The 18,090-nt window shown below is 60.4% G+C and carries 16 protein-coding genes and 1 tRNA gene; 7 read left to right on the top strand and 10 right to left on the bottom strand.

What is annotated here, in order from left to right:
* Positions 1-4: 4 nt before the first annotated feature.
* On the bottom strand, positions 5-1,123 hold the full coding sequence (locus tag AC1DVE_RS25440; protein ID WP_223454714.1) for an ABC transporter ATP-binding protein: 1,119 nt from the start codon (positions 1,121-1,123) through the stop codon (positions 5-7).
* Between the two features lie 228 nt (positions 1,124-1,351).
* Between AC1DVE_RS25440 and AC1DVE_RS25435 the strand changes: the two genes are divergently transcribed.
* Complete coding sequence (locus AC1DVE_RS25435) at positions 1,352-2,257, top strand: LysR substrate-binding domain-containing protein (RefSeq protein ID WP_223533245.1); 906 nt, start codon at positions 1,352-1,354, stop codon at positions 2,255-2,257.
* Between the two features lie 15 nt (positions 2,258-2,272).
* On the opposite strand, the gene AC1DVE_RS25430 is transcribed toward AC1DVE_RS25435, so the two are convergent.
* The gene (locus AC1DVE_RS25430; protein WP_477784284.1) at positions 2,273-4,330 is read right to left on the bottom strand and encodes a methyl-accepting chemotaxis protein; all 2,058 of its coding nucleotides are present in this window, start codon (positions 4,328-4,330) and stop codon (positions 2,273-2,275) included.
* Positions 4,331-4,664: 334 nt separating this feature from the next.
* On the opposite strand from AC1DVE_RS25430, the gene AC1DVE_RS25425 reads away from it, so the two are divergent.
* The gene (locus AC1DVE_RS25425) at positions 4,665-5,882 is read left to right on the top strand and encodes an MFS transporter (RefSeq protein WP_056726279.1); all 1,218 of its coding nucleotides are present in this window, start codon (positions 4,665-4,667) and stop codon (positions 5,880-5,882) included.
* A gap of 188 nt (positions 5,883-6,070) precedes the next feature.
* On the opposite strand, the gene ychF is transcribed toward AC1DVE_RS25425, so the two are convergent.
* The 8 genes from ychF to AC1DVE_RS25385 all read right to left on the bottom strand — a co-directional run bounded on the left by ychF (position 6,071) and on the right by AC1DVE_RS25385 (position 12,988).
* Positions 6,071-7,171 carry a redox-regulated ATPase YchF gene (gene ychF / locus AC1DVE_RS25420; protein WP_150728018.1) on the bottom strand — a complete coding sequence of 367 codons (1,101 nt, stop codon included), beginning with the start codon at positions 7,169-7,171 and terminating at the stop codon, positions 6,071-6,073.
* 22 nt (positions 7,172-7,193) lie between these two features.
* On the bottom strand, positions 7,194-7,778 hold the full coding sequence (pth, locus tag AC1DVE_RS25415; protein ID WP_046030136.1) for an aminoacyl-tRNA hydrolase: 585 nt from the start codon (positions 7,776-7,778) through the stop codon (positions 7,194-7,196).
* A gap of 169 nt (positions 7,779-7,947) precedes the next feature.
* Positions 7,948-8,547: a 50S ribosomal protein L25/general stress protein Ctc gene (locus tag AC1DVE_RS25410; protein WP_223454719.1), complete on the bottom strand. Its 600-nt coding sequence runs from the start codon at positions 8,545-8,547 to the stop codon at positions 7,948-7,950.
* A gap of 142 nt (positions 8,548-8,689) precedes the next feature.
* Positions 8,690-9,631 carry a ribose-phosphate pyrophosphokinase gene (locus AC1DVE_RS25405; RefSeq protein ID WP_003208392.1) on the bottom strand — a complete coding sequence of 314 codons (942 nt, stop codon included), beginning with the start codon at positions 9,629-9,631 and terminating at the stop codon, positions 8,690-8,692.
* Positions 9,632-9,677: 46 nt separating this feature from the next.
* Positions 9,678-9,752: transfer RNA gene (locus tag AC1DVE_RS25400), tRNA-Gln, on the bottom strand.
* A 36-nt stretch (positions 9,753-9,788) separates the two neighbouring features.
* Positions 9,789-10,640 carry a 4-(cytidine 5'-diphospho)-2-C-methyl-D-erythritol kinase gene (gene ispE, locus AC1DVE_RS25395; protein ID WP_223533242.1) on the bottom strand — a complete coding sequence of 284 codons (852 nt, stop codon included), beginning with the start codon at positions 10,638-10,640 and terminating at the stop codon, positions 9,789-9,791.
* Position 10,641: 1 nt separating this feature from the next.
* The gene (gene lolB, locus AC1DVE_RS25390; protein ID WP_223454723.1) at positions 10,642-11,259 is read right to left on the bottom strand and encodes a lipoprotein insertase outer membrane protein LolB; all 618 of its coding nucleotides are present in this window, start codon (positions 11,257-11,259) and stop codon (positions 10,642-10,644) included.
* Positions 11,260-11,263: 4 nt separating this feature from the next.
* Positions 11,264-12,988, bottom strand: coding sequence for a tetratricopeptide repeat protein (locus AC1DVE_RS25385; RefSeq protein WP_223454725.1), 1,725 nt, complete (start codon positions 12,986-12,988; stop codon positions 11,264-11,266).
* Positions 12,989-13,313: 325 nt separating this feature from the next.
* Here AC1DVE_RS25385 and hemA point away from each other — a divergent pair, with 325 nt between their 5' ends.
* Genes hemA through murI form a run of 5 tightly spaced genes read left to right on the top strand, consistent with a single transcriptional unit; the run spans position 13,314 to position 18,046 of the window.
* The gene (hemA, locus tag AC1DVE_RS25380; RefSeq protein WP_223454726.1) at positions 13,314-14,603 is read left to right on the top strand and encodes a glutamyl-tRNA reductase; all 1,290 of its coding nucleotides are present in this window, start codon (positions 13,314-13,316) and stop codon (positions 14,601-14,603) included.
* Positions 14,600-15,682 (top strand): peptide chain release factor 1, encoded by a 1,083-nt coding sequence (gene prfA / locus AC1DVE_RS25375; protein WP_090457658.1) that lies wholly within the window; start codon positions 14,600-14,602, stop codon positions 15,680-15,682. The genes hemA and prfA overlap by 4 nt, the downstream gene beginning before the upstream one ends.
* Positions 15,683-16,513: a peptide chain release factor N(5)-glutamine methyltransferase gene (gene prmC, locus AC1DVE_RS25370; RefSeq protein WP_223454728.1), complete on the top strand. Its 831-nt coding sequence runs from the start codon at positions 15,683-15,685 to the stop codon at positions 16,511-16,513.
* Positions 16,507-17,262, top strand: coding sequence for a molybdopterin-synthase adenylyltransferase MoeB (locus tag AC1DVE_RS25365; protein WP_223454730.1), 756 nt, complete (start codon positions 16,507-16,509; stop codon positions 17,260-17,262). Before prmC ends, AC1DVE_RS25365 begins: the two co-directional genes overlap by 7 nt.
* Entirely contained in the window at positions 17,255-18,046 is a 792-nt protein-coding gene (murI, locus tag AC1DVE_RS25360; RefSeq protein ID WP_477784283.1) for a glutamate racemase, read from the top strand. Before AC1DVE_RS25365 ends, murI begins: the two co-directional genes overlap by 8 nt.
* Positions 18,047-18,090 lie beyond the last annotated feature (44 nt).

Raw genomic sequence — 18,090 nt, 5'->3', positions numbered from 1 at the left:
GTGCTCAATCGTGCAGGACGCTGGCGCTGCCCTGGTCGAACAACAGACCGGCCTGGCTGCCGACGGCGAAGCGTTTGCCCTGGTCGACGCAGTTGGGGGTGCGCACGGTGAGGCGCGAACCGTCGCTCAGGCTGATCTGGTATTGCAGGTCGGTGCCGAGGTAGATCTGCGCCTCGATCCGGCACGGCAGAGCGTTCTCAGTGGTGGCTGGCACCAGATGCAAACGCTCGGGGCGCACGGACAATGCGACGTTGGCACCGACTTGCACATCGCTGCACGGCTGCGCAGGCAGCGGATGACCGGCCGGGCCGGCGAACCACGCCAGGCCGTCTTCGACGCGGGTGACCGTGCCTTCGATGAAGTTGGTTTCACCGATGAAGTCCGCCACGAAGCGATTGCGCGGGCGTTCGTAGATGTCCTCCGGCCGACCGACCTGCTGCACTTCGCCTTCGGACAACACGGCGATGCGGTCGGACATGGTCAGGGCTTCTTCCTGGTCATGGGTGACGAAGATGAAGGTGATGCCGGTGCGCGCCTGAATGGTTTTCAGCTCTTCGCGCATGGCCTGGCGCAGCTTGAGGTCCAGCGCCGAGAGCGGTTCGTCGAGCAGCAAGACTTTGGGATGCGGCGCCAATGCGCGAGCGAGGGCGACGCGCTGTTGCTGACCGCCGGACAGCTGCGCTGGCTTGCGGTTGGCAAAGCGCTCCATCTGCACCAGGGCGAGCATCTCGCGCACCCGTTCGGCCATTTGCGTTTTGTTCAGGACTTTGCCCATCGGGTGGGATTCAAGACCAAACGCCAGGTTCTCGGCGATGGTCATGTGCGGGAACAACGCGTAATGCTGAAACACCGTGTTGACCGGACGCTGGAAGGGCGGGCGGTCGGCGATGTTTTCGCCGTAGAGCAGAATCTCGCCTTCGGTAGGGAATTCGAACCCGGCGATCATCCGCAGGAGCGTGGTTTTGCCGCAGCCCGAAGGGCCGAGAAGGGTAAAGAACTCGTTGTCGCGAATGTCCAGGTCGATGCTTTTCAGCGCCACCGGGCCAGTCTTTGGATCACCGTAGACTTTGCGCACTGAGCGGATGGACACCGCCAGCGTTTGCAGCGAATGCAGGGCATTCATGCGTTACCTCCGATTCCCCCATCGCCTGTGCACGTGCTGAAAACAGCTGTGCCGTCGGGCCATGGATATTATTTTTCTGGGCAGGATCGAGATTGCGTTCGGGTGTTGTAACCAGCTGTTTTTTTGTTCTGCTGTGGATCGATTATCAGCGAGGGGTTGCGGGGGCGAAACTTCAATTTTAACATAGGGGCTGTTAAAAAATTTAACAGCAGAAGGCGCCCGGAAACCATGCCTGACCACCGTTTGCCGCCGCTCAACGCGGTGCGTGCCTTTGATGCCGCGGCCCGGTTGGGCAGCTATGTCGAAGCCTCCAAAGCCCTGCACGTGACTCAGCCTGCCATCGGCCGTCACGTGAAGTTGCTGGAAGACTGGCTGGGCATCCAACTGTTCGAGCGCACCTCTCGCGGGGTCAACCTGACGACGGCGGGGGAGAAGTACCACCGCAAGATCACCGCCGCCTTGCAGCTGATCATCGAGGCCGGAAAAGAGGCGCAGCCCAAGCATGCCGAGCGCTGGCTACGCATCATGGTGGTGCCGGGGTTCGCCAAGCGCTGGCTGATGCCGCGCATCGAGGCCATGCGTCATCTGCGCCCGGGCTTGAAGTTCGCCATCGAACCCAATTCGACCTTCACCGAAGTGGATGGCAAAAGCGCTGACCTGGGCATCGTCTACGGGGTGGACGGCCAATATGCCCACTCGCGCACCAGCCTGATTTGTCCTCGAGTGTTTCCGATCTGTTCCCCCGATTATCTGGCCAGCGTCGAGCCCATCGACAGCCCCGCGGACCTGGTGAAGCACAACCTGATCCACGTCGACGACGGCGAGTGGTGGAACCTGTGGTTCGCCGCCAACGACCTCGACATCCACCTCAATTCGGACATGCTCTACGTCAACAACGACCACGCATTGTCGGTGGCCGAGAGCGGGCAGGGCATTGCACTGGCCAACGAAGTGCTGGTGCGCGAAGAACTCCATCGCGGCAAGCTGGTGCGGGTGGTGGACGCGCAAGTGAAGCTGGAAAGCTATCGGGTGCTGACGCCGACCGCCGAGCTTTCGGCGGACGTGGCGTGGTTTATCGACTGGCTCAAGAGCGAACTGGAGCAGGACTTCCCGGAGGCGGTGATCCGCGCCTGAGAAGTCCTGGCGGACTCAACTCAAGCGGAAGCGCCCGGTGTTGTCGCTTAAGGCCTTGCTGCCGTGGCTCAGGGTGTCCGCTGCCTGATTCACCGCGCGAGCACCTTCGAGCAAGCGCACCGCCGCTTGATCGACCTGCTGGATATTGCCGCTGACCTCGTCGGCGGTACTGGCCTGTTCCTCTACCGCCGTGGCAATTTGCGCCAGGGTATCGGTGACGCTCTGCACTGCGCTGGCGATTTCCCCGAGCCGTTCACCGAGGCCGGTGACCGCTTGTGCATCGCTCTCTGCCTGACTGCATGCGGCTTGCATCAGGCTGACGGCCTCATTCACCGTGTTGCGCAAGCTGTCGACCGTGCCGGCAATCTGTGCGGTCGACGATTGCGTGCGTTGGGACAAGCTGCGCACTTCATCGGCCACCACCGCGAAGCCACGCCCCTGCTCGCCCGCCCGAGCCGCCTCAATGGCGGCGTTGAGTGCCAACAGGTTGGTTTGCTCGGCGACGCCGCGAATGGTGTCGACCACCAGTTGAATCTGCTGCCCCTGCTCGCTTACCCGGCCCAGCGCCGCAGCAGTGTCGTTCAGACGTTGATTGAGTTGCTGGATGCTCGCGGTGGTGCGCTGGCTGTCGCGGCTGCTGTCGGCGGCAATGCGCCGGGTGTGCTGGGCGCTGCCGGACGCCTGTTCGCAACTGTGGGCCACCCCTTTGGAGGTGGCGGCCAGTTGCGTCGCCGCAGCGGCAATCTGGCTGATCTGCAACTGCTGGGCTTCGACTTCGCCCAGGGCGTCGCTGGAATGATGGTTGAGGGTTTGTACCGCGTTGCTCAGTTGCAGGGTTTCATGATCCACCCCTTGCAGGCTGGTGCGCAGTTGCACCACGGCGACGTTCAGCGCGGTGCTGATGACCGCCAGTTCGTCCCGGCCCTGAACCGGCACTTGCAGGCTCAGATTGCCATCGCGCAAGGCCTCGGCCAGTACCGTGATGCCGCTGGCGCTGCGGCGGATCGAGGCCTGCAAACAGATGAACAGATACAGTGCGGCCAACAGCAGGCAGCCCAATACGGCGGCCACCACAATGAACTGGCGGATCGCCGAGTCGTGGTAGTAATCCAGGCGTTGATCCAGCGACACCAGCGACTGCTGGCGCAACGAGGCGAGGTCGGAGAGCAGGGCATCGAGACTGCGTTCGAAGTCCTCCGGCTTGAGGTTGATGCTGCCGCCGAACACGCCGTCATCCAGCACCTTCAGGCCTGCATCGAGACGCTTGAGGCTGTCATGGTATTGCCCGGCCCAGGTTTGCAGGGCGCTGGGCAAGCGCGCTTCGAGCAGGCCTGCGGTTTTCACCAGCTGCTCGCGCGCATCGCCGATGCGGCTGCGCAGGTCGCGCAGTTGCAGGCGGCTTTGCAGGGTGAACTGTCCGGACACCACCGAGGCCTGACCCACCGCCGCGAGCCGACCGACCCGTTCGATCAGGTCTGGCGCATGCTGGGTGGAGATCTGCGTCAGCAAATAAGTCTCCAGCCACGGTGCCAGCGTCAGGCGGTTGTCCATGGCGATCTGCTCGCGCAAGGCTTGCAAGGCGCTCAAGGCGTTGGTGAAGCGATCGTAGCCATCGGGCCACCAGCCGACATTGCTCAGGCTTTTTGAATCGAGGCCATCGAGGGCGGTTTGCAGGGCCTGGTAACGCGTCAGGGTTTCACCCTCGGCACTTTCTTTTTGCAGGGCATTGCCCAACTCGGCAGTGGCCTGGCTGACGGCGGGCTGAACCGCATCGAAGGCGGCCATCGCGGCGAGGGTGGCCGGCGTTGGCTGGCGATTGGTTTCCGTGGCGCGCCACCGGGCGGCGCGATCACGCTGGGCGGCGAGCAGGTCATCCAGCGCATCGAGCGCAAGCAATTGCCGCACCCCTGCGCGTTCGCCGGAGATCAGGCTGAGCTTGTCGCGATAGTCCTGGCCGATCATCCACAGGCTGCCGGCCAGCGGCAGGATAAACAGTAGGAACAACAGTTGGAATTTACGTGCGAAGCCAAAACGCCCCAGCAACCTGATCCCCGGTGATAAAAAAGCCTGCATGCCCCATGACTCCTCTGGACACCACGCCCCATTGGCGTGCGTCGGAGGTTGTCGCACCTCCGACTCGTGCCCTCTAAAAAGGCCTCGAAAGTTCACCCTTGTCCGCTCTGTAGGCCGACTCTGTAGCGAAACTTCCCATTGTCGGTCTCCTTTGTAAGGAAGCCGCGTTCAAGCAGGCAAGGAAGGCAAGATTCAGACCATGGCTTTGCGCCATCAAGGATGTGGCGATGAAAAAACGAAGTCGTTAGCAGGCTAAGGGGATGGCGTTGCCGCACTGAAAAATGGCACATTGACGCACCTGCTCGTTTGTACCTCCTGTTGTCTGGAAATTCCCATGGCTATCAGCAACGCCCAGTCCGGCTCAGTGCCGGCGTCCGCTACGCCTCAAAGCAGTCCCCTGGTGATGCGCATCATCGGCGCCGTAGCGCTGGCGCACTTGATCAACGACCTGATCCAGTCGGTGCTGCCGTCGATCTATCCGATGCTCAAGGCCAACTATGGCCTGACCTTCACTCAGGTCGGCCTGATCACCCTGACGTTCCAGTTGACGGCCTCGCTGCTGCAACCGTGGGTCGGTTACTACACCGACCGCCATCCCAAGCCGTGGTTGTTGCCGGCGGGTACGGTCTGCACCCTGGTCGGCATTCTGATGATGTCGGTGGTCGCCAGTTTCCCGCTAATCCTGTTGGCGGCGGGGCTGATCGGCATCGGTTCATCGACCTTCCACCCGGAAGCGTCCCGCGTGGCGCGCCTGGCTTCGGGCGGGCGCTTCGGGCTGGCGCAATCGACCTTCCAGGTCGGCGGTAACGCAGGCTCGGCGTTCGGCCCGTTGCTGGCGGCGGCGATCATCATTCCCTACGGTCAAGGGCATGTGGCCTGGTTCGGCCTGTTCGCGGTGTTTGCGTTGTTCGTGCTCTACCGGATCAGCCGCTGGTACGCCAACCACTTGAACCTGTTCAAGCTCAAGCAAGGTCAGGCGGCGACTCACGGCCTGTCCAAGGGCCGAGTGACCAGCGCGCTGGTGGTACTCGGGTTGCTGGTGTTCTCCAAGTATTTCTACATGTCGAGCCTCACCAGCTACTTCACCTTCTACCTGATCGAGAAGTTCGACCTGTCGGTGGCCAGTTCGCAGTTGCACCTGTTCCTGTTTCTGGGCGCGGTCGCGGCGGGGACATTCTTCGGCGGGCCGATCGGCGACAAGATCGGGCGCAAGGCGGTGATCTGGTTCTCGATCCTCGGCGTTGCACCGTTCACATTGCTGCTGCCCCATGTCGACCTGTTCTGGACCAGCATCCTCAGCGTGGTCATCGGCTTCATCCTCGCCTCGGCGTTCTCGGCCATCGTGGTGTACGCCCAGGAATTGGTGCCGGGCAATGTCGGGATGATCGCCGGGGTGTTCTTCGGCTTGATGTTCGGCTTCGGCGGGATTGGCGCGGCGTTGCTGGGCCATCTGGCGGACATTCACGGAATCGAGTACGTGTACTACCTGTGTTCGTTCCTGCCGCTGTTCGGGGTGTTGGCGATCTTCCTGCCGCGTACCAAAAAGGCCTGAGCCGACACAAATCCCCCTGTGGGAGCGGGCTTGCTCGCGAAGAGGGCGTGTCAGTCGACATCTATTTCGCCTGAAACACCGCTTTCGCGAGCAAGCCCGCTCCCACAGTTGTTCGGTGGTGGGGCGGATGAATGTTTCAGGCACAAAAAAGCCGCGTATCAAACGCGGCTTTTTCTTGGGCGTGAGGCTTACACGTTGAAGCGGAAGTGCATCACGTCGCCGTCTTTGACGATGTAGTCCTTGCCTTCCAGGCGCCATTTACCGGCTTCCTTGGTACCGGCTTCGCCCTTGTACTGGATGAAGTCGTTGTAGGCGATCACTTCGGCGCGGATGAAGCCCTTTTCGAAGTCGGTGTGGATCACGCCGGCGGCTTGTGGTGCGGTGGCACCGACGCGGACGGTCCAGGCGCGGACTTCTTCGACACCGGCGGTGAAGTAGGTCTGCAGGTGCAGCATTTCGTAGCCGGCGCGGATCACGCGGTTCAGGCCAGGCTCTTCGAGGCCCAGGGCTTCGAGGAACATGTCTTTCTCTTCGCCGTCATCGAGCTCGGCGATTTCCGCTTCGATCTTGTTGCACACCGGAACAACCACGGCGCCTTCTTCTTCTGCAATGGCGCGTACCACGTCCAGGTGCGGGTTGTTCTCGAAACCGTCTTCAGCGACGTTGGCGATGTACATGACCGGTTTGGTGGTCAGCAGGTGGAAGCCCTTGATCACCGCTTTCTCGTCGGCACCCATGTTCTTCATCAGGCTGCGCGCTGGCTTGCCTTCGGTGAAGTGGGCGATCAGTTGCTCCAGCAGGCCTTTCTGGACCACTGCGTCCTTGTCACCGCCCTTGGCGTTGCGCGCGACTTTCTGCAGTTGCTTCTCGCAGCTGTCGAGGTCGGCGAAGATCAGTTCCAGTTCGATGATTTCGATGTCGCGTTTCGGGTCGACGCTGTTGGAGACGTGAATCACGTTCTCGTCTTCGAAGCAGCGGACCACGTGGGCGATGGCATCGGTTTCACGGATGTTGGCCAAAAACTTGTTGCCCAGGCCTTCACCTTTCGACGCGCCAGCGACCAAGCCTGCGATGTCGACGAATTCCATGGTGGTCGGCAGGATGCGCTTTGGATTGACGATGGCCGCCAGGGCATCCAGGCGCGGATCCGGCATCGGCACGATACCGCTGTTGGGCTCGATGGTGCAGAAGGGGAAGTTTTCGGCCGCGATCCCGGATTTGGTCAGGGCGTTGAACAGGGTGGACTTGCCGACGTTAGGCAGGCCGACGATGCCGCAATTGAATCCCATGGTGTTTCCCCTCGGATAAGAGTCAGGCCTTCTGGCTGTGCAGGTTTTTCATCGCGCGGTTCCATTCCCCGGCGAGGATATCCGGCAGCACGCCGAGGGCAAAGTCGATGCTGGCATCGAGTTTTTCCTGTTCGGCGCGTGGCGCACGACCCAGGACGAAATTTGAAACCATACTGGCAACGCCCGGGTGGCCAATGCCAAGCCGCAAGCGATGAAAGGTATTCTGATTGCCCAGTTGCGCAATGATGTCGCGCAACCCGTTGTGACCGCCATGGCCGCCGCCTTGCTTGAGCTTGGCAACGCCCGGAGGCAGGTCGAGTTCGTCGTGCGCCACGAGGATTTCTTCAGGCTTGATGCGGAAGAAACCGGCGAGTGCCGCCACGGCCTGGCCGCTGCGGTTCATGTACGTGGTGGGAATCAGCAGACGAACATCCTGACCCTGATGCGAATAGCGCCCGGTCAGGCCGAAATATTTGCGGTCCGCCACAAGGTTCACGCCTTGTGCGTTCGCGATGCGCTCAACAAAAAGGGCCCCTGCGTTATGCCGGGTCTGTTCGTATTCAGCGCCTGGATTTCCCAGGCCAACGATCAGTTTGATGGCAGTCACGATAGGGGCCCTTCCTTGGAGTGGTGGATAACATCGCTGCAATCAGGGAGAGCGGCGAAAGTGGACGAAAATTGCTCATTTACCATGATGTAAACTCCGCGTTCTCGCCCGCTTTCTCGCTATGCTCTAGTCCGCGATGTTTCCGGTCACTCCGGCGTACAGAGTAAAATTACTCTGCAGCGCCTTCTGCAGCTTCTGGAGCAACACGTGGAGCGTGGACGTTGGCAACAGCCTTGTCATCGCCGTGTGCCAGGGCCACGAACTCAACGCCTTTAGGAGCCTTGAGGTCCGACAGGTGAATGATCGAACCGATTTCAGCGTTAGTCAGGTCGACTTCGATGAACTCAGGCAGATCTTTCGGCAGGCAGGTAACTTCGATCTCGGCAACAACGTGCGAGATTTCGCCGCCTTTCTTGGTCGGTGCTTCTTCGTTGATGAAGTGCACTGGAACGATAGCGGTCAGTTTCTGGCCAGCTACTACGCGTACGAAGTCAGCGTGCATCACGTGGCCTTTGGCCGGGTGACGCTGCAGGGCTTTGATCACGACGTTCTGCTTGGTGCCACCAACGTTCAGCTCGATGATGTGGCTGTAAGCCGCTTCGTTTTCGAGCAGTTTGGCAACTTCTTTGGCCAGCATGCTGATGGATTCAGGGGCTTTTTCGCCACCGTAAACTACAGCTGGAACCAGGCTTGCGAGACGACGCAGGCGGCGGCTCGCACCTTTCCCCAGGTCGGAACGCACTTCAGCATTCAGGGTAAAATCGTTCATGTTGTATCTCCAAAATAACCACATTCGCCCCAGCGTTTGCGACCAGCGCTAAAGGCGATATGGGCAAAAAAGCCCCGCCCCGACAGGAATGCCGGGGCGGGGCGCTTTTCGTCAACGAGACATTTCGAGAAGGGCAGGGCCCTTAGCGGAACATCGCGCTGATCGATTCTTCATTGCTGATGCGGCGAACCGCCTCGGCAACTACCGGCGCGATATCCAGTTGACGGATACGCGAGCAGGCTTGTGCAGCAGCGGACAACGGGATGGTGTTAGTCACCACCAGTTCGTCCAGCATGGAATTTTCGATGTTTTCGATCGCCCGACCGGACAGCACAGGGTGTGTGCAGTAGGCGAAAACCTTGGCAGCGCCATGCTCTTTCAGGGCCTTGGCCGCGTGGCACAGGGTGCCGGCGGTATCGACCATGTCATCGACCAGAATACAGGTACGCCCTTCGACATCACCGATGATATGCATCACTTCAGAGTGATTGGCTTTCTCACGGCGTTTGTCGATGATCCCGAGATCCACGCCCAGGGATTTGGCAACGGCACGTGCACGCACGACGCCGCCAATGTCCGGGGACACGATCATCAGGTTTTCGAAGCGCTGATCTTCGATGTCATCCACCAGAACCGGGGAGCCGTAGATGTTATCTACCGGAATATCGAAGAAACCCTGGATTTGGTCAGCATGCAGATCAACCGTGAGAACACGGTCGATGCCGACTACGGTAAGCATGTCAGCCACGACTTTCGCGCTGATAGCCACACGTGCGGAACGCGGACGGCGATCCTGACGGGCATAACCAAAGTAAGGAATAACAGCAGTGATACGAGTAGCCGAGGAGCGGCGGAAGGCATCAGCCATCACTACCAGTTCCATCAGGTTATCGTTGGTCGGAGCGCAAGTCGGCTGAATAATGAAGACGTCTTTACCGCGGACGTTTTCATTGATCTCGGCTGTAATTTCGCCGTCGGAAAATTTACCGACAGAGATGTCACCGAGAGGGATATGCAGCTGACGTACGACACGCCGAGCCAGATCGGGGTTAGCGTTCCCCGTAAAGACCATCATCTTGGACACGCGCAGTACCTGAAGGCTGAGGGTAACCTGGATGAGTATAGGAAAATGGCAGGGGCGGCTGGATTCGAACCAACGCATGGCAGGATCAAAACCTGCTGCCTTACCGCTTGGCGACGCCCCTGTATTTGTTGCAACGATTACCCGGTAATCGGTTCCTTTAGAGCAGACTTTGCAGCTTGCGATGCAACATCGAAACGTTGCTTCCTTTTGCTACAAACCCTGTAAGGGTCTCTGTAAGAAGGGCCGAGACTTTATCAGCTTCAGCTTTGCTTGGGAAGCCCCCAAACACACAACTTCCAGTTCCGGTGAGTTTTGCTTCGGTAAATTTACCTAACAAATTCAAAGCGTTACGTACCTCTGGATAACGCCTTGTTACCACCGGCAAGCAGTCATTTCGACTGTTTCCCTTGGGAACGGGGCGCACTTTAATGGGAGGAGTGTTACGTGTCAACAACGGATCTGAAAAAATTTCTGCCGTACTTACAGAGACTTGCGGCACCAGCACCAGATACCACGGTTCTTCCGGGTCTACAGGGGTCAGTTTCTCCCCCACGCCCTCGGCAAAAGCCGCGTGGCCACGTACGAAAACCGGGACGTCGGCGCCCAGCGTCAACCCCAGCCCAGCCAGGCGATCTTCATCCCAGCCCAATTGCCACAGATGATTAAGACCGAGCAAAGTCGTTGCGGCATTCGAGCTGCCGCCACCAATGCCGCCGCCCATGGGCAGGATTTTTTCGATCCAGATGTCGACGCCCAGCGAGCAAGCGGATTGCTCCTGAAGTTTTCTGGCGGCCTTGACGATCAGGTTGCTGTCGTGGGGGACGCCTGGGAATTCGGTGTGCAGTTGAATGACACCATCATCGCGCAGGGCATAGGTGATTTCGTCGCCGTAATCGAGAAACTGAAACATCGTTTGCAGTTCGTGGTAGCCGTCTTCGCGGCGACCCAGAATGTGCAGCATCAAATTGAGTTTGGCCGGCGAGGGTAAAGTCAGGCGATTGGCTGGCATTTCACTGCCCCAATTTGCGCGGTTGCCAAGTCTTGATCACCAGCGTGACATCCAGGTCGGTGCCATGCAGTTTGATCCGTTCGGGCAGCCAGTAACCGTTCAGTTGGGTGTATTCGGTGTATTCGACCTGCCAACCGTCCTGTTCGAGACTGGCCAAACGACTGTCGCCATCCAGCGTCAGGCGACTTTTACTGTCCGGAGCCGGGAGCCCGCGCACCCACCAGGCCAGGTTGGACACCGGCAGCTTCCAGCCCAGCTGTTCTTCGAGCAGCACTTCCGGATTCGGTGCGTCGTAACGTCCCTGGTTGGCGACTTCCAGCGACACCTTGCCCGGACGTCCGGTCAGGCGAGCCGCGCCGCGGCCCAGAGGTCCGGACAGGCGAATGTCGTAGTAATCCTGGCGCTGCAACCAGAACAGCGTGCCGCTGCCCGAGTCTTTCGGGGCACGGATGCCGATCTTGCCGTCGATCTGCCAGCCATCGAGGCTGGTCAGTTGTTCTTTGTGCTCGCGCCATTGGGCAGGGTTGCCGTGCCCCTCGACCGATTCGCGGGGACCCAGGCCCGCACAACCGGCGAGCAGGGCGATGAAACTGAAAACGATGAAATGGCGCAAAAACATAATCTTAAAGAGTCTCTGATCCGGTCAGGCGTTTGATGGTGCCCCGCAGGGCCGGGCTGTCGGGTTGTTCCTTGAGGAACTTGCCCCAGACTTGTTTGGCTTCACGCTGCTTGCCATTGGCCCACAGGACTTCGCCCAGGTGAGCGGCGACTTCCTGATCGGGGAAGCGTTCCAGGGCCTGGCGCAGCAGGCGCTCGGCTTCGTCGAGATTGCCCATGCGGTAATTCACCCAGCCAAGGCTGTCGAGTACCGCCGGGTCTTCCGGACTGATCTGGTGCGCCTGTTCGATCAGGGCCTTGGCTTCGGCGTAGCGCGTGGTGCGGTCGGACAGGGTGTAGCCGAGGGCGTTCAACGCCATGGCATTGTCCGGGTCGCGCTTGATGATCGTGCGCAGGTCTTTTTCCATCTGCGCCAGGTCATTGCGTTTTTCCGCCTGCATGGCGCGGGTGTAGAGCAGGTTCAAATCGTCCGGATATTGCTGCAAGGCTTGTTGCAGAACATTCCAGGCCTTGTCGCCCTGATTGTTGGCGGACAGGGTTTCGGCTTCGATCAGGTACAACTGGATCGCGTAATCCGGCTGCTCGTCGCGCTCTGCCGCCAGCTTTCTTTGCGCTTCGGCGGTCCGGCCGTTGTCTATCAGGATGTCGGCCTGTCGCAATTGCGCCGGCAGGAAGTCGTTGCCCGGGCCAACCTTGGCGTACTCGATCAATGCGCCTTGCGGGTCGTTTTGTTCTTCGGCGATGCGGCCGAGGTTCAGGTGTGCCGAGTCGACGTGGCTTTCCCGGGCGATCAGGTCTTCAAGATAACCCTTGGCCTCGTTCCAGGCCTTGGCTTCCAGGCAGACCAGTGCCAGCGAGTAACGCAGTTCGTCGTCTTCCGGGTATTGCTGAACCAGGCTCGAGAACTCGGCCTTGGCGTCGTCCATGCGGTCCTGTTCAACCAGCATGCGTGCGTAAGTCAGGCGCAGGCGCTTGTCGTCCGGGTATTTCTTGATGCTTTTTTGCAGCAGCGGCAAGGCTTCGTCACCGCGATTCAGGGTTTGCAACAGCCGCGCGCGCAGCAGGATCGGCGCGATTTCGCCGTTTTCAGGCGGATTGTCTTCCAGCAGCTTCAACGCGCCTTTGGCATCGCCATCCTGTTGCATCAGCAAGGCCTTGCCGAAAATCAGCTGGCCGTTGTCCGGATGGCGTTGCAACAAACGGTCGAAGCTTTTCATCAAGCCGTTGCGGGTGTCCTGGTCGGTGTCGGCCGCGGACAGCGCAAGGAAATCGAAATGGGTGTCGCCCTTGCCTTGCAGGACTTTCTCCATATAGACCATGGAGTCGTCATAACGCCCGGCGCGTGCCAGTTGCACGGCGGCGGCGCGTTGCGCTTCGAGGTCGTTGGGGGCGTTTTTGGCCCAGATCAGCGCGGTGTCCAGGGCTGCCTGATCGGCGCCCAGATATTCGGCGATACGGAATGCCCGCTCGGAAATGCCCGGATCCTGGGTATTGATGGCCTGGGTCACATAGTTGTCCAGGGCAATGTCGAAACGATTGCGCTGGCCAGCCAGTTCGGCGCTCAACAGGCTGAAGATGGTTTCCTCGCTGAATGAGCTGTAGACCTTGGGCTTTTCAGGGGCCGGGGTGCTGTCTCCAACCGGTGACGTGCCGTCCGGTGAAACGGGTGCCAAGGCCTGGCAGCCGCTGAGGAAGACAAAAGCGAGGAGCAACGCGGAAGATCTATTCATATAGGAAGAGGACGACTAACCTGCGGTCGGATCATCATGACACAAGCTTTCGGCCAAACATAACCGGCCCGGCATTTTCGCATGAACACCGCCCCTGTAGGAGCTGGCTTGCCTGCGATGGTCGCTAACGATGACGCGTTTTTACAGGAAAGAAGCGGCGCCAGTCAGCTCATCGCTGGCAAGCCAGCTCCTACAGGAATTATGTGTAAACGAGAACTGCTCGCAACGTTGGCGTCACCTTCCGGCGCGATAGATATCGAGTAGTTGTTCTGATTCCGTCGAAGTAGGACAATTGTCGGCTTCACGTCACAATCAGCGACTTTGAATGGCCTTCCTTGCACTCGGTATTAACCACAAGACTGCTTCAGTAGACGTCCGCGAGCGCGTGGCTTTTACCCCTGAGCAGCTGGTTGAGGCCTTGCAGCAGCTCTGCCGACTCACCGACAGCCGCGAAGCTGCGATCCTCTCCACCTGCAATCGCAGTGAACTCTATATAGAACAGGATCACCTGTCGGCGGACATCGTGCTGCACTGGCTGGCCGAATATCATCATTTGAGCTACGACGAGCTGCGCGAAAGCGCCTATGTGCATGAAGATGATGCGGCAGTTCGTCACATGATGCGGGTGGCTTCCGGGCTCGACTCGCTGGTGTTGGGCGAACCGCAGATTCTCGGCCAGATGAAGTCGGCCTATGCCGTGGCCCGCGAGGCCGGGACCATCGGGCCATTGCTCGGGCGCTTGTTCCAGGCCACGTTCAATGCGGCCAAGCAGGTGCGCACCGACACGGCCATCGGCGAGAACCCGGTGTCGGTGGCGTTTGCCGCGGTGAGCCTGGCCAAGCAGATTTTCAGCGACCTGCAACGCAGCCAGGCCTTGTTGATCGGCGCCGGCGAGACCATCACCCTGGTCGCCCGCCATCTGCATGACCTGGGTGTGAAACGCATTGTGGTCGCCAACCGTACCCTGGAGCGCGCGAGCATTCTGGCCGAGCAGTTCGGCGCCCATGCGGTGTTGCTGTCGGATATTCCGGCAGAGCTGGTGCGCAGCGATATCGTCATCAGTTCCACCGCCAGTCAATTGCCGATTCTCGGCAAGGGTGCAGTGGAAAGCGCCTTGAAACTGCGCAAGCACAAACCGATCTTCATGGTGGATATCGCCGTTCCGCGTGACATCGAGCCAGAAGTCGGCGAGTTGGACGACGTTTACCTCTATAGCGTCGATGATCTCCACGAAGTGGTCGCCGAGAACCTCAAGAGCCGCCAGGGCGCAGCCCAGGCCGCCGAAGAGATGGTTTCGATCGGTGCCGAAGATTTCATGGTCCGCCTGCGCGAGTTGGCGGCGGTGGACGTGCTCAAGGCCTATCGTCAACAGAGCGAACGCATACGCGACGAAGAATTGCAAAAGGCCCAGCGCCTGCTGGCCAATGGCAGCAGTGCCGAAGAGGTGCTGGTGCAACTGGCCCGCGGGCTGACCAACAAACTGTTGCATGCACCGAGCGTGCAGTTGAAAAAGCTCTCTGCCGAAGGTCGCCTGGATGCGCTGGCGATGGCCCAGGAACTCTTTGCCCTCGGTGAGGGCTCATCGGATAGCTTTTCGGATAAAAAACCGCAATGAAAGCGTCACTGCTCAATAAGCTGGATATCCTCCAGGACCGTTTCGAAGAGTTGACCGCCCTGCTGGGCGACGGCGAGGTCATTTCCGATCAGAACAAGTTCCGCACCTATTCCAAGGAGTATGCGGAAGTCGAACCGATCGTGGGCGTCTATAAAGAACTGCTGAAAGTGCAGGACGACCTCGAAGGCGCCCAGGCACTGCTCAAGGACAGCGACCCGGACATGCGTGAAATGGCCGTGGAAGAAGTCCGCGAGGCCAAGGAGCGCCTGGTCACGCTCGAAGCCGACCTGCAGCGCATGCTGCTGCCCAAGGACCCGAACGACGGGCGCAACGTGTTCCTCGAGATCCGTGCCGGTACCGGCGGCGACGAGGCGGCGATTTTCTCCGGCGACCTGTTCCGCATGTATTCGCGTTACGCCGAGCGTCGTGGCTGGCGGGTGGAGATCCTCTCGGAAAACGAGGGTGAACACGGTGGCTATAAAGAGGTGATTGCCCGGGTCGAGGGCGACAACGTCTACGGCAAGCTGAAATTCGAATCCGGTGCGCACCGCGTGCAGCGGGTGCCGGCGACCGAATCCCAGGGCCGCATCCACACGTCGGCCTGCACCGTGGCGGTGTTGCCCGAGCCGGACGAACAGGAAGCCATCGAGATCAACCCGGCCGACCTGCGCATCGATACCTATCGCTCCTCCGGTGCCGGTGGCCAGCACGTCAACAAGACCGACTCGGCGATCCGCATTACGCACTTGCCGTCCGGCATCGTGGTCGAGTGCCAGGAAGAACGTTCACAGCACAAGAACCGCGCCCGGGCGATGTCCTGGTTGTCGGCCAAGCTGAACGATCAGCAGACCTCCGCTGCGGCCAATGCCATCGCCAGTGAGCGCAAGTTGCTGGTCGGCTCCGGCGACCGCTCAGAGCGCATTCGCACCTACAATTTTGCCCAGGGCCGGGTCACCGACCACCGGGTCAACCTGACCTTGTATTCCCTCGACGAGATCCTCGCCGGCGGCGTCGAGGCGGTGATCGAGCCGTTGCTGGCCGAGTACCAGGCCGATCAACTGGCAGCGATAGGTGAGTAAATGACGATCATTGCCAGTTTGTTGCGCGCCGCTGATTTGCCCGACTCGCCGACGGCGCGTCTGGATGCCGAATTGCTGCTGGCGGCGGCCTTGGGCAAGTCCCGCAGTTTCCTGCACACCTGGCCGGAGCGCATCGTGCCGAGCGAAGCGGCGCTGACGTTTGCCGAATATTTGCAGCGCCGCCGCAGTGGTGAGCCGGTGGCCTATATCCTCGGCCAGCAGGGTTTCTGGAAGCTGGACCTGGAAGTGGCGCCGCACACGCTGATCCCGCGCCCCGACACCGAACTGCTGGTGGAAGCCGCGCTGGAGTTGTTGCCGGCCACACCGGCCAAGGTACTCGACCTTGGCACCGGCAGCGGCGCAATTGCCCTGGCCCTGGCCAGTGAGCGTCCGGCGTGGAATGTCACCGCCGTGGATCGTGTTCTGGAAGCCGTGGCCTTGGCCGAACGCAATCGCCAGCGCCTGCACCTGGGCAACGCCAGAGTGCTGAGCAGTCATTGGTTTAGCGCCCTGGAAGGTCAGCGTTTTCAACTGATCATCAGCAATCCGCCCTACATCGCAGCGACCGATCCGCATCTGGTCGAGGGCGATGTGCGCTTCGAACCGGCCAGCGCCCTGGTGGCCGGTGTGGATGGGCTCGACGATCTGCGCCTGATCGTCGCCCAGGCACCGGACCATCTGGATGCCGGTGGTTGGCTGATGCTCGAACATGGCTACGATCAGGCCGAGGCGGTTCGCGATTTGCTGCTGACCCGGGGTTTTGAAGAAGTCCACAGCCGCACCGATTTGGGCGGTCACCAACGCATCAGTCTGGGGCGCCTGCCGTGCTGAATGATCAGGAATTGCTGCGTTACAGCCGGCAGATTCTGCTGCAACACATCGATATCGACGGCCAATTGCGGCTCAAGGAAAGCCGCGTATTGATCGTCGGTCTTGGCGGCCTTGGCGCGCCAGTGGCGCTGTATCTGGCGGCCGCTGGTGTTGGCGAATTGCACTTGGCGGACTTCGATACGGTCGACCTGACCAACCTGCAACGCCAGATCATTCACGACACCGACAGCGTCGGCATGTCCAAGGTCGATTCGGCAATCAAGCGCCTGAGCGCGATCAATCCCGAGATCCAGTTGATCGCTCATCGTGCGGCGCTGGATGAGGATTCGCTGGCCGCCGTGGTGGCCGGGGTGGATCTGGTCCTCGATTGTTCTGACAATTTTTCCACCCGTGAAGCGGTCAACGCCGCTTGCGTAACCGCCGGCAAACCGCTGGTCAGCGGCGCGGCGATTCGCCTCGAAGGGCAACTGTCGGTGTTCGATCCGCGTCGGCCGGAGAGTCCGTGCTACCACTGTTTATACGGGCACGGCAGCGAAGCCGAATTGACCTGTAGCGAGGCTGGCGTAGTCGGTCCGCTGGTGGGGCTGGTTGGCAGTTTGCAAGCGCTGGAGGCGTTGAAGTTGCTGGCCGGATTCGGTGAGCCGCTGGTGGGGCGCCTGCTGCTGATCGATGCCTTGAGCACACGCTTCCGTGAGTTGCGGGTCAAGCGCGATCCGGGTTGCAGCGTCTGTGGGTCGAAACATGCGTGAAGCGCCGATTGGCGTGTTCGACTCCGGTGTCGGCGGGCTCTCGGTACTGGCCGAGATCCAGCGTTTGCTGCCCAATGAGTCTCTCCTGTACGTCGCCGACTGCGGGAATGTTCCCTATGGTGAGAAAACCTCGCAGTTTATCCAACAGCGTTGCAGCGTGATGGCTGAATTCTTTCGACAGCAGGGCGCCAAGGCCTTGGTGCTGGCGTGCAACACGGCGACGGTGGCCGGCGTCGCCGACTTGCGTCGCGACTATCCAGAATGGCCCATTGTCGGCATGGAGCCGGCAGTCAAACCGGCCGCCGCCGCAACCCGTTCCGGCGTGGTGGGGGTGCTGGCCACCACCGGTACCTTGCAGAGCGCCAAGTTCGCCGCATTGCTCGACCGCTTCGCCACGGACGTGAAAGTCATTACCCAGCCCTGTCCCGGGCTGGTGGAGCTGATTGAAAACGGCGACCTGCGCAGCCCCGAGTTGCGCCAGCTGTTGGCCGGGTATGTCGAGCCACTGCTGGCCGCCGGCGCCGACACCCTGATTCTCGGCTGCACCCATTACCCCTTTCTCAAGCCGATGCTGCGGCAGATGATCCCCGAGGACATCAGCCTGATCGACACCGGCGCCGCCGTCGCGCGGCAACTTCAGCGTCTGCTGGCCGAAGGCGAGCTGCTGGCCGAGGGGCCTGCTCGTGAGGCACAGTTCTGGACCAGCGCCGATCCGGTTCATTTCAGAAATATCTTGCCGATACTGTGGAATACCTGTGGCGTTGTGCGAAGCTTCAACAGGTAGAAGATTGACTGGGGGAATACGAAAAGTCGGGTGAATTTCTGATT

It is taken from the genome of Pseudomonas sp. P4_B4, assembly GCF_056402255.1.
Note: the sequence above shows the minus strand (reverse complement) of the source record. Positions and strands in the feature narration are given on the sequence as shown.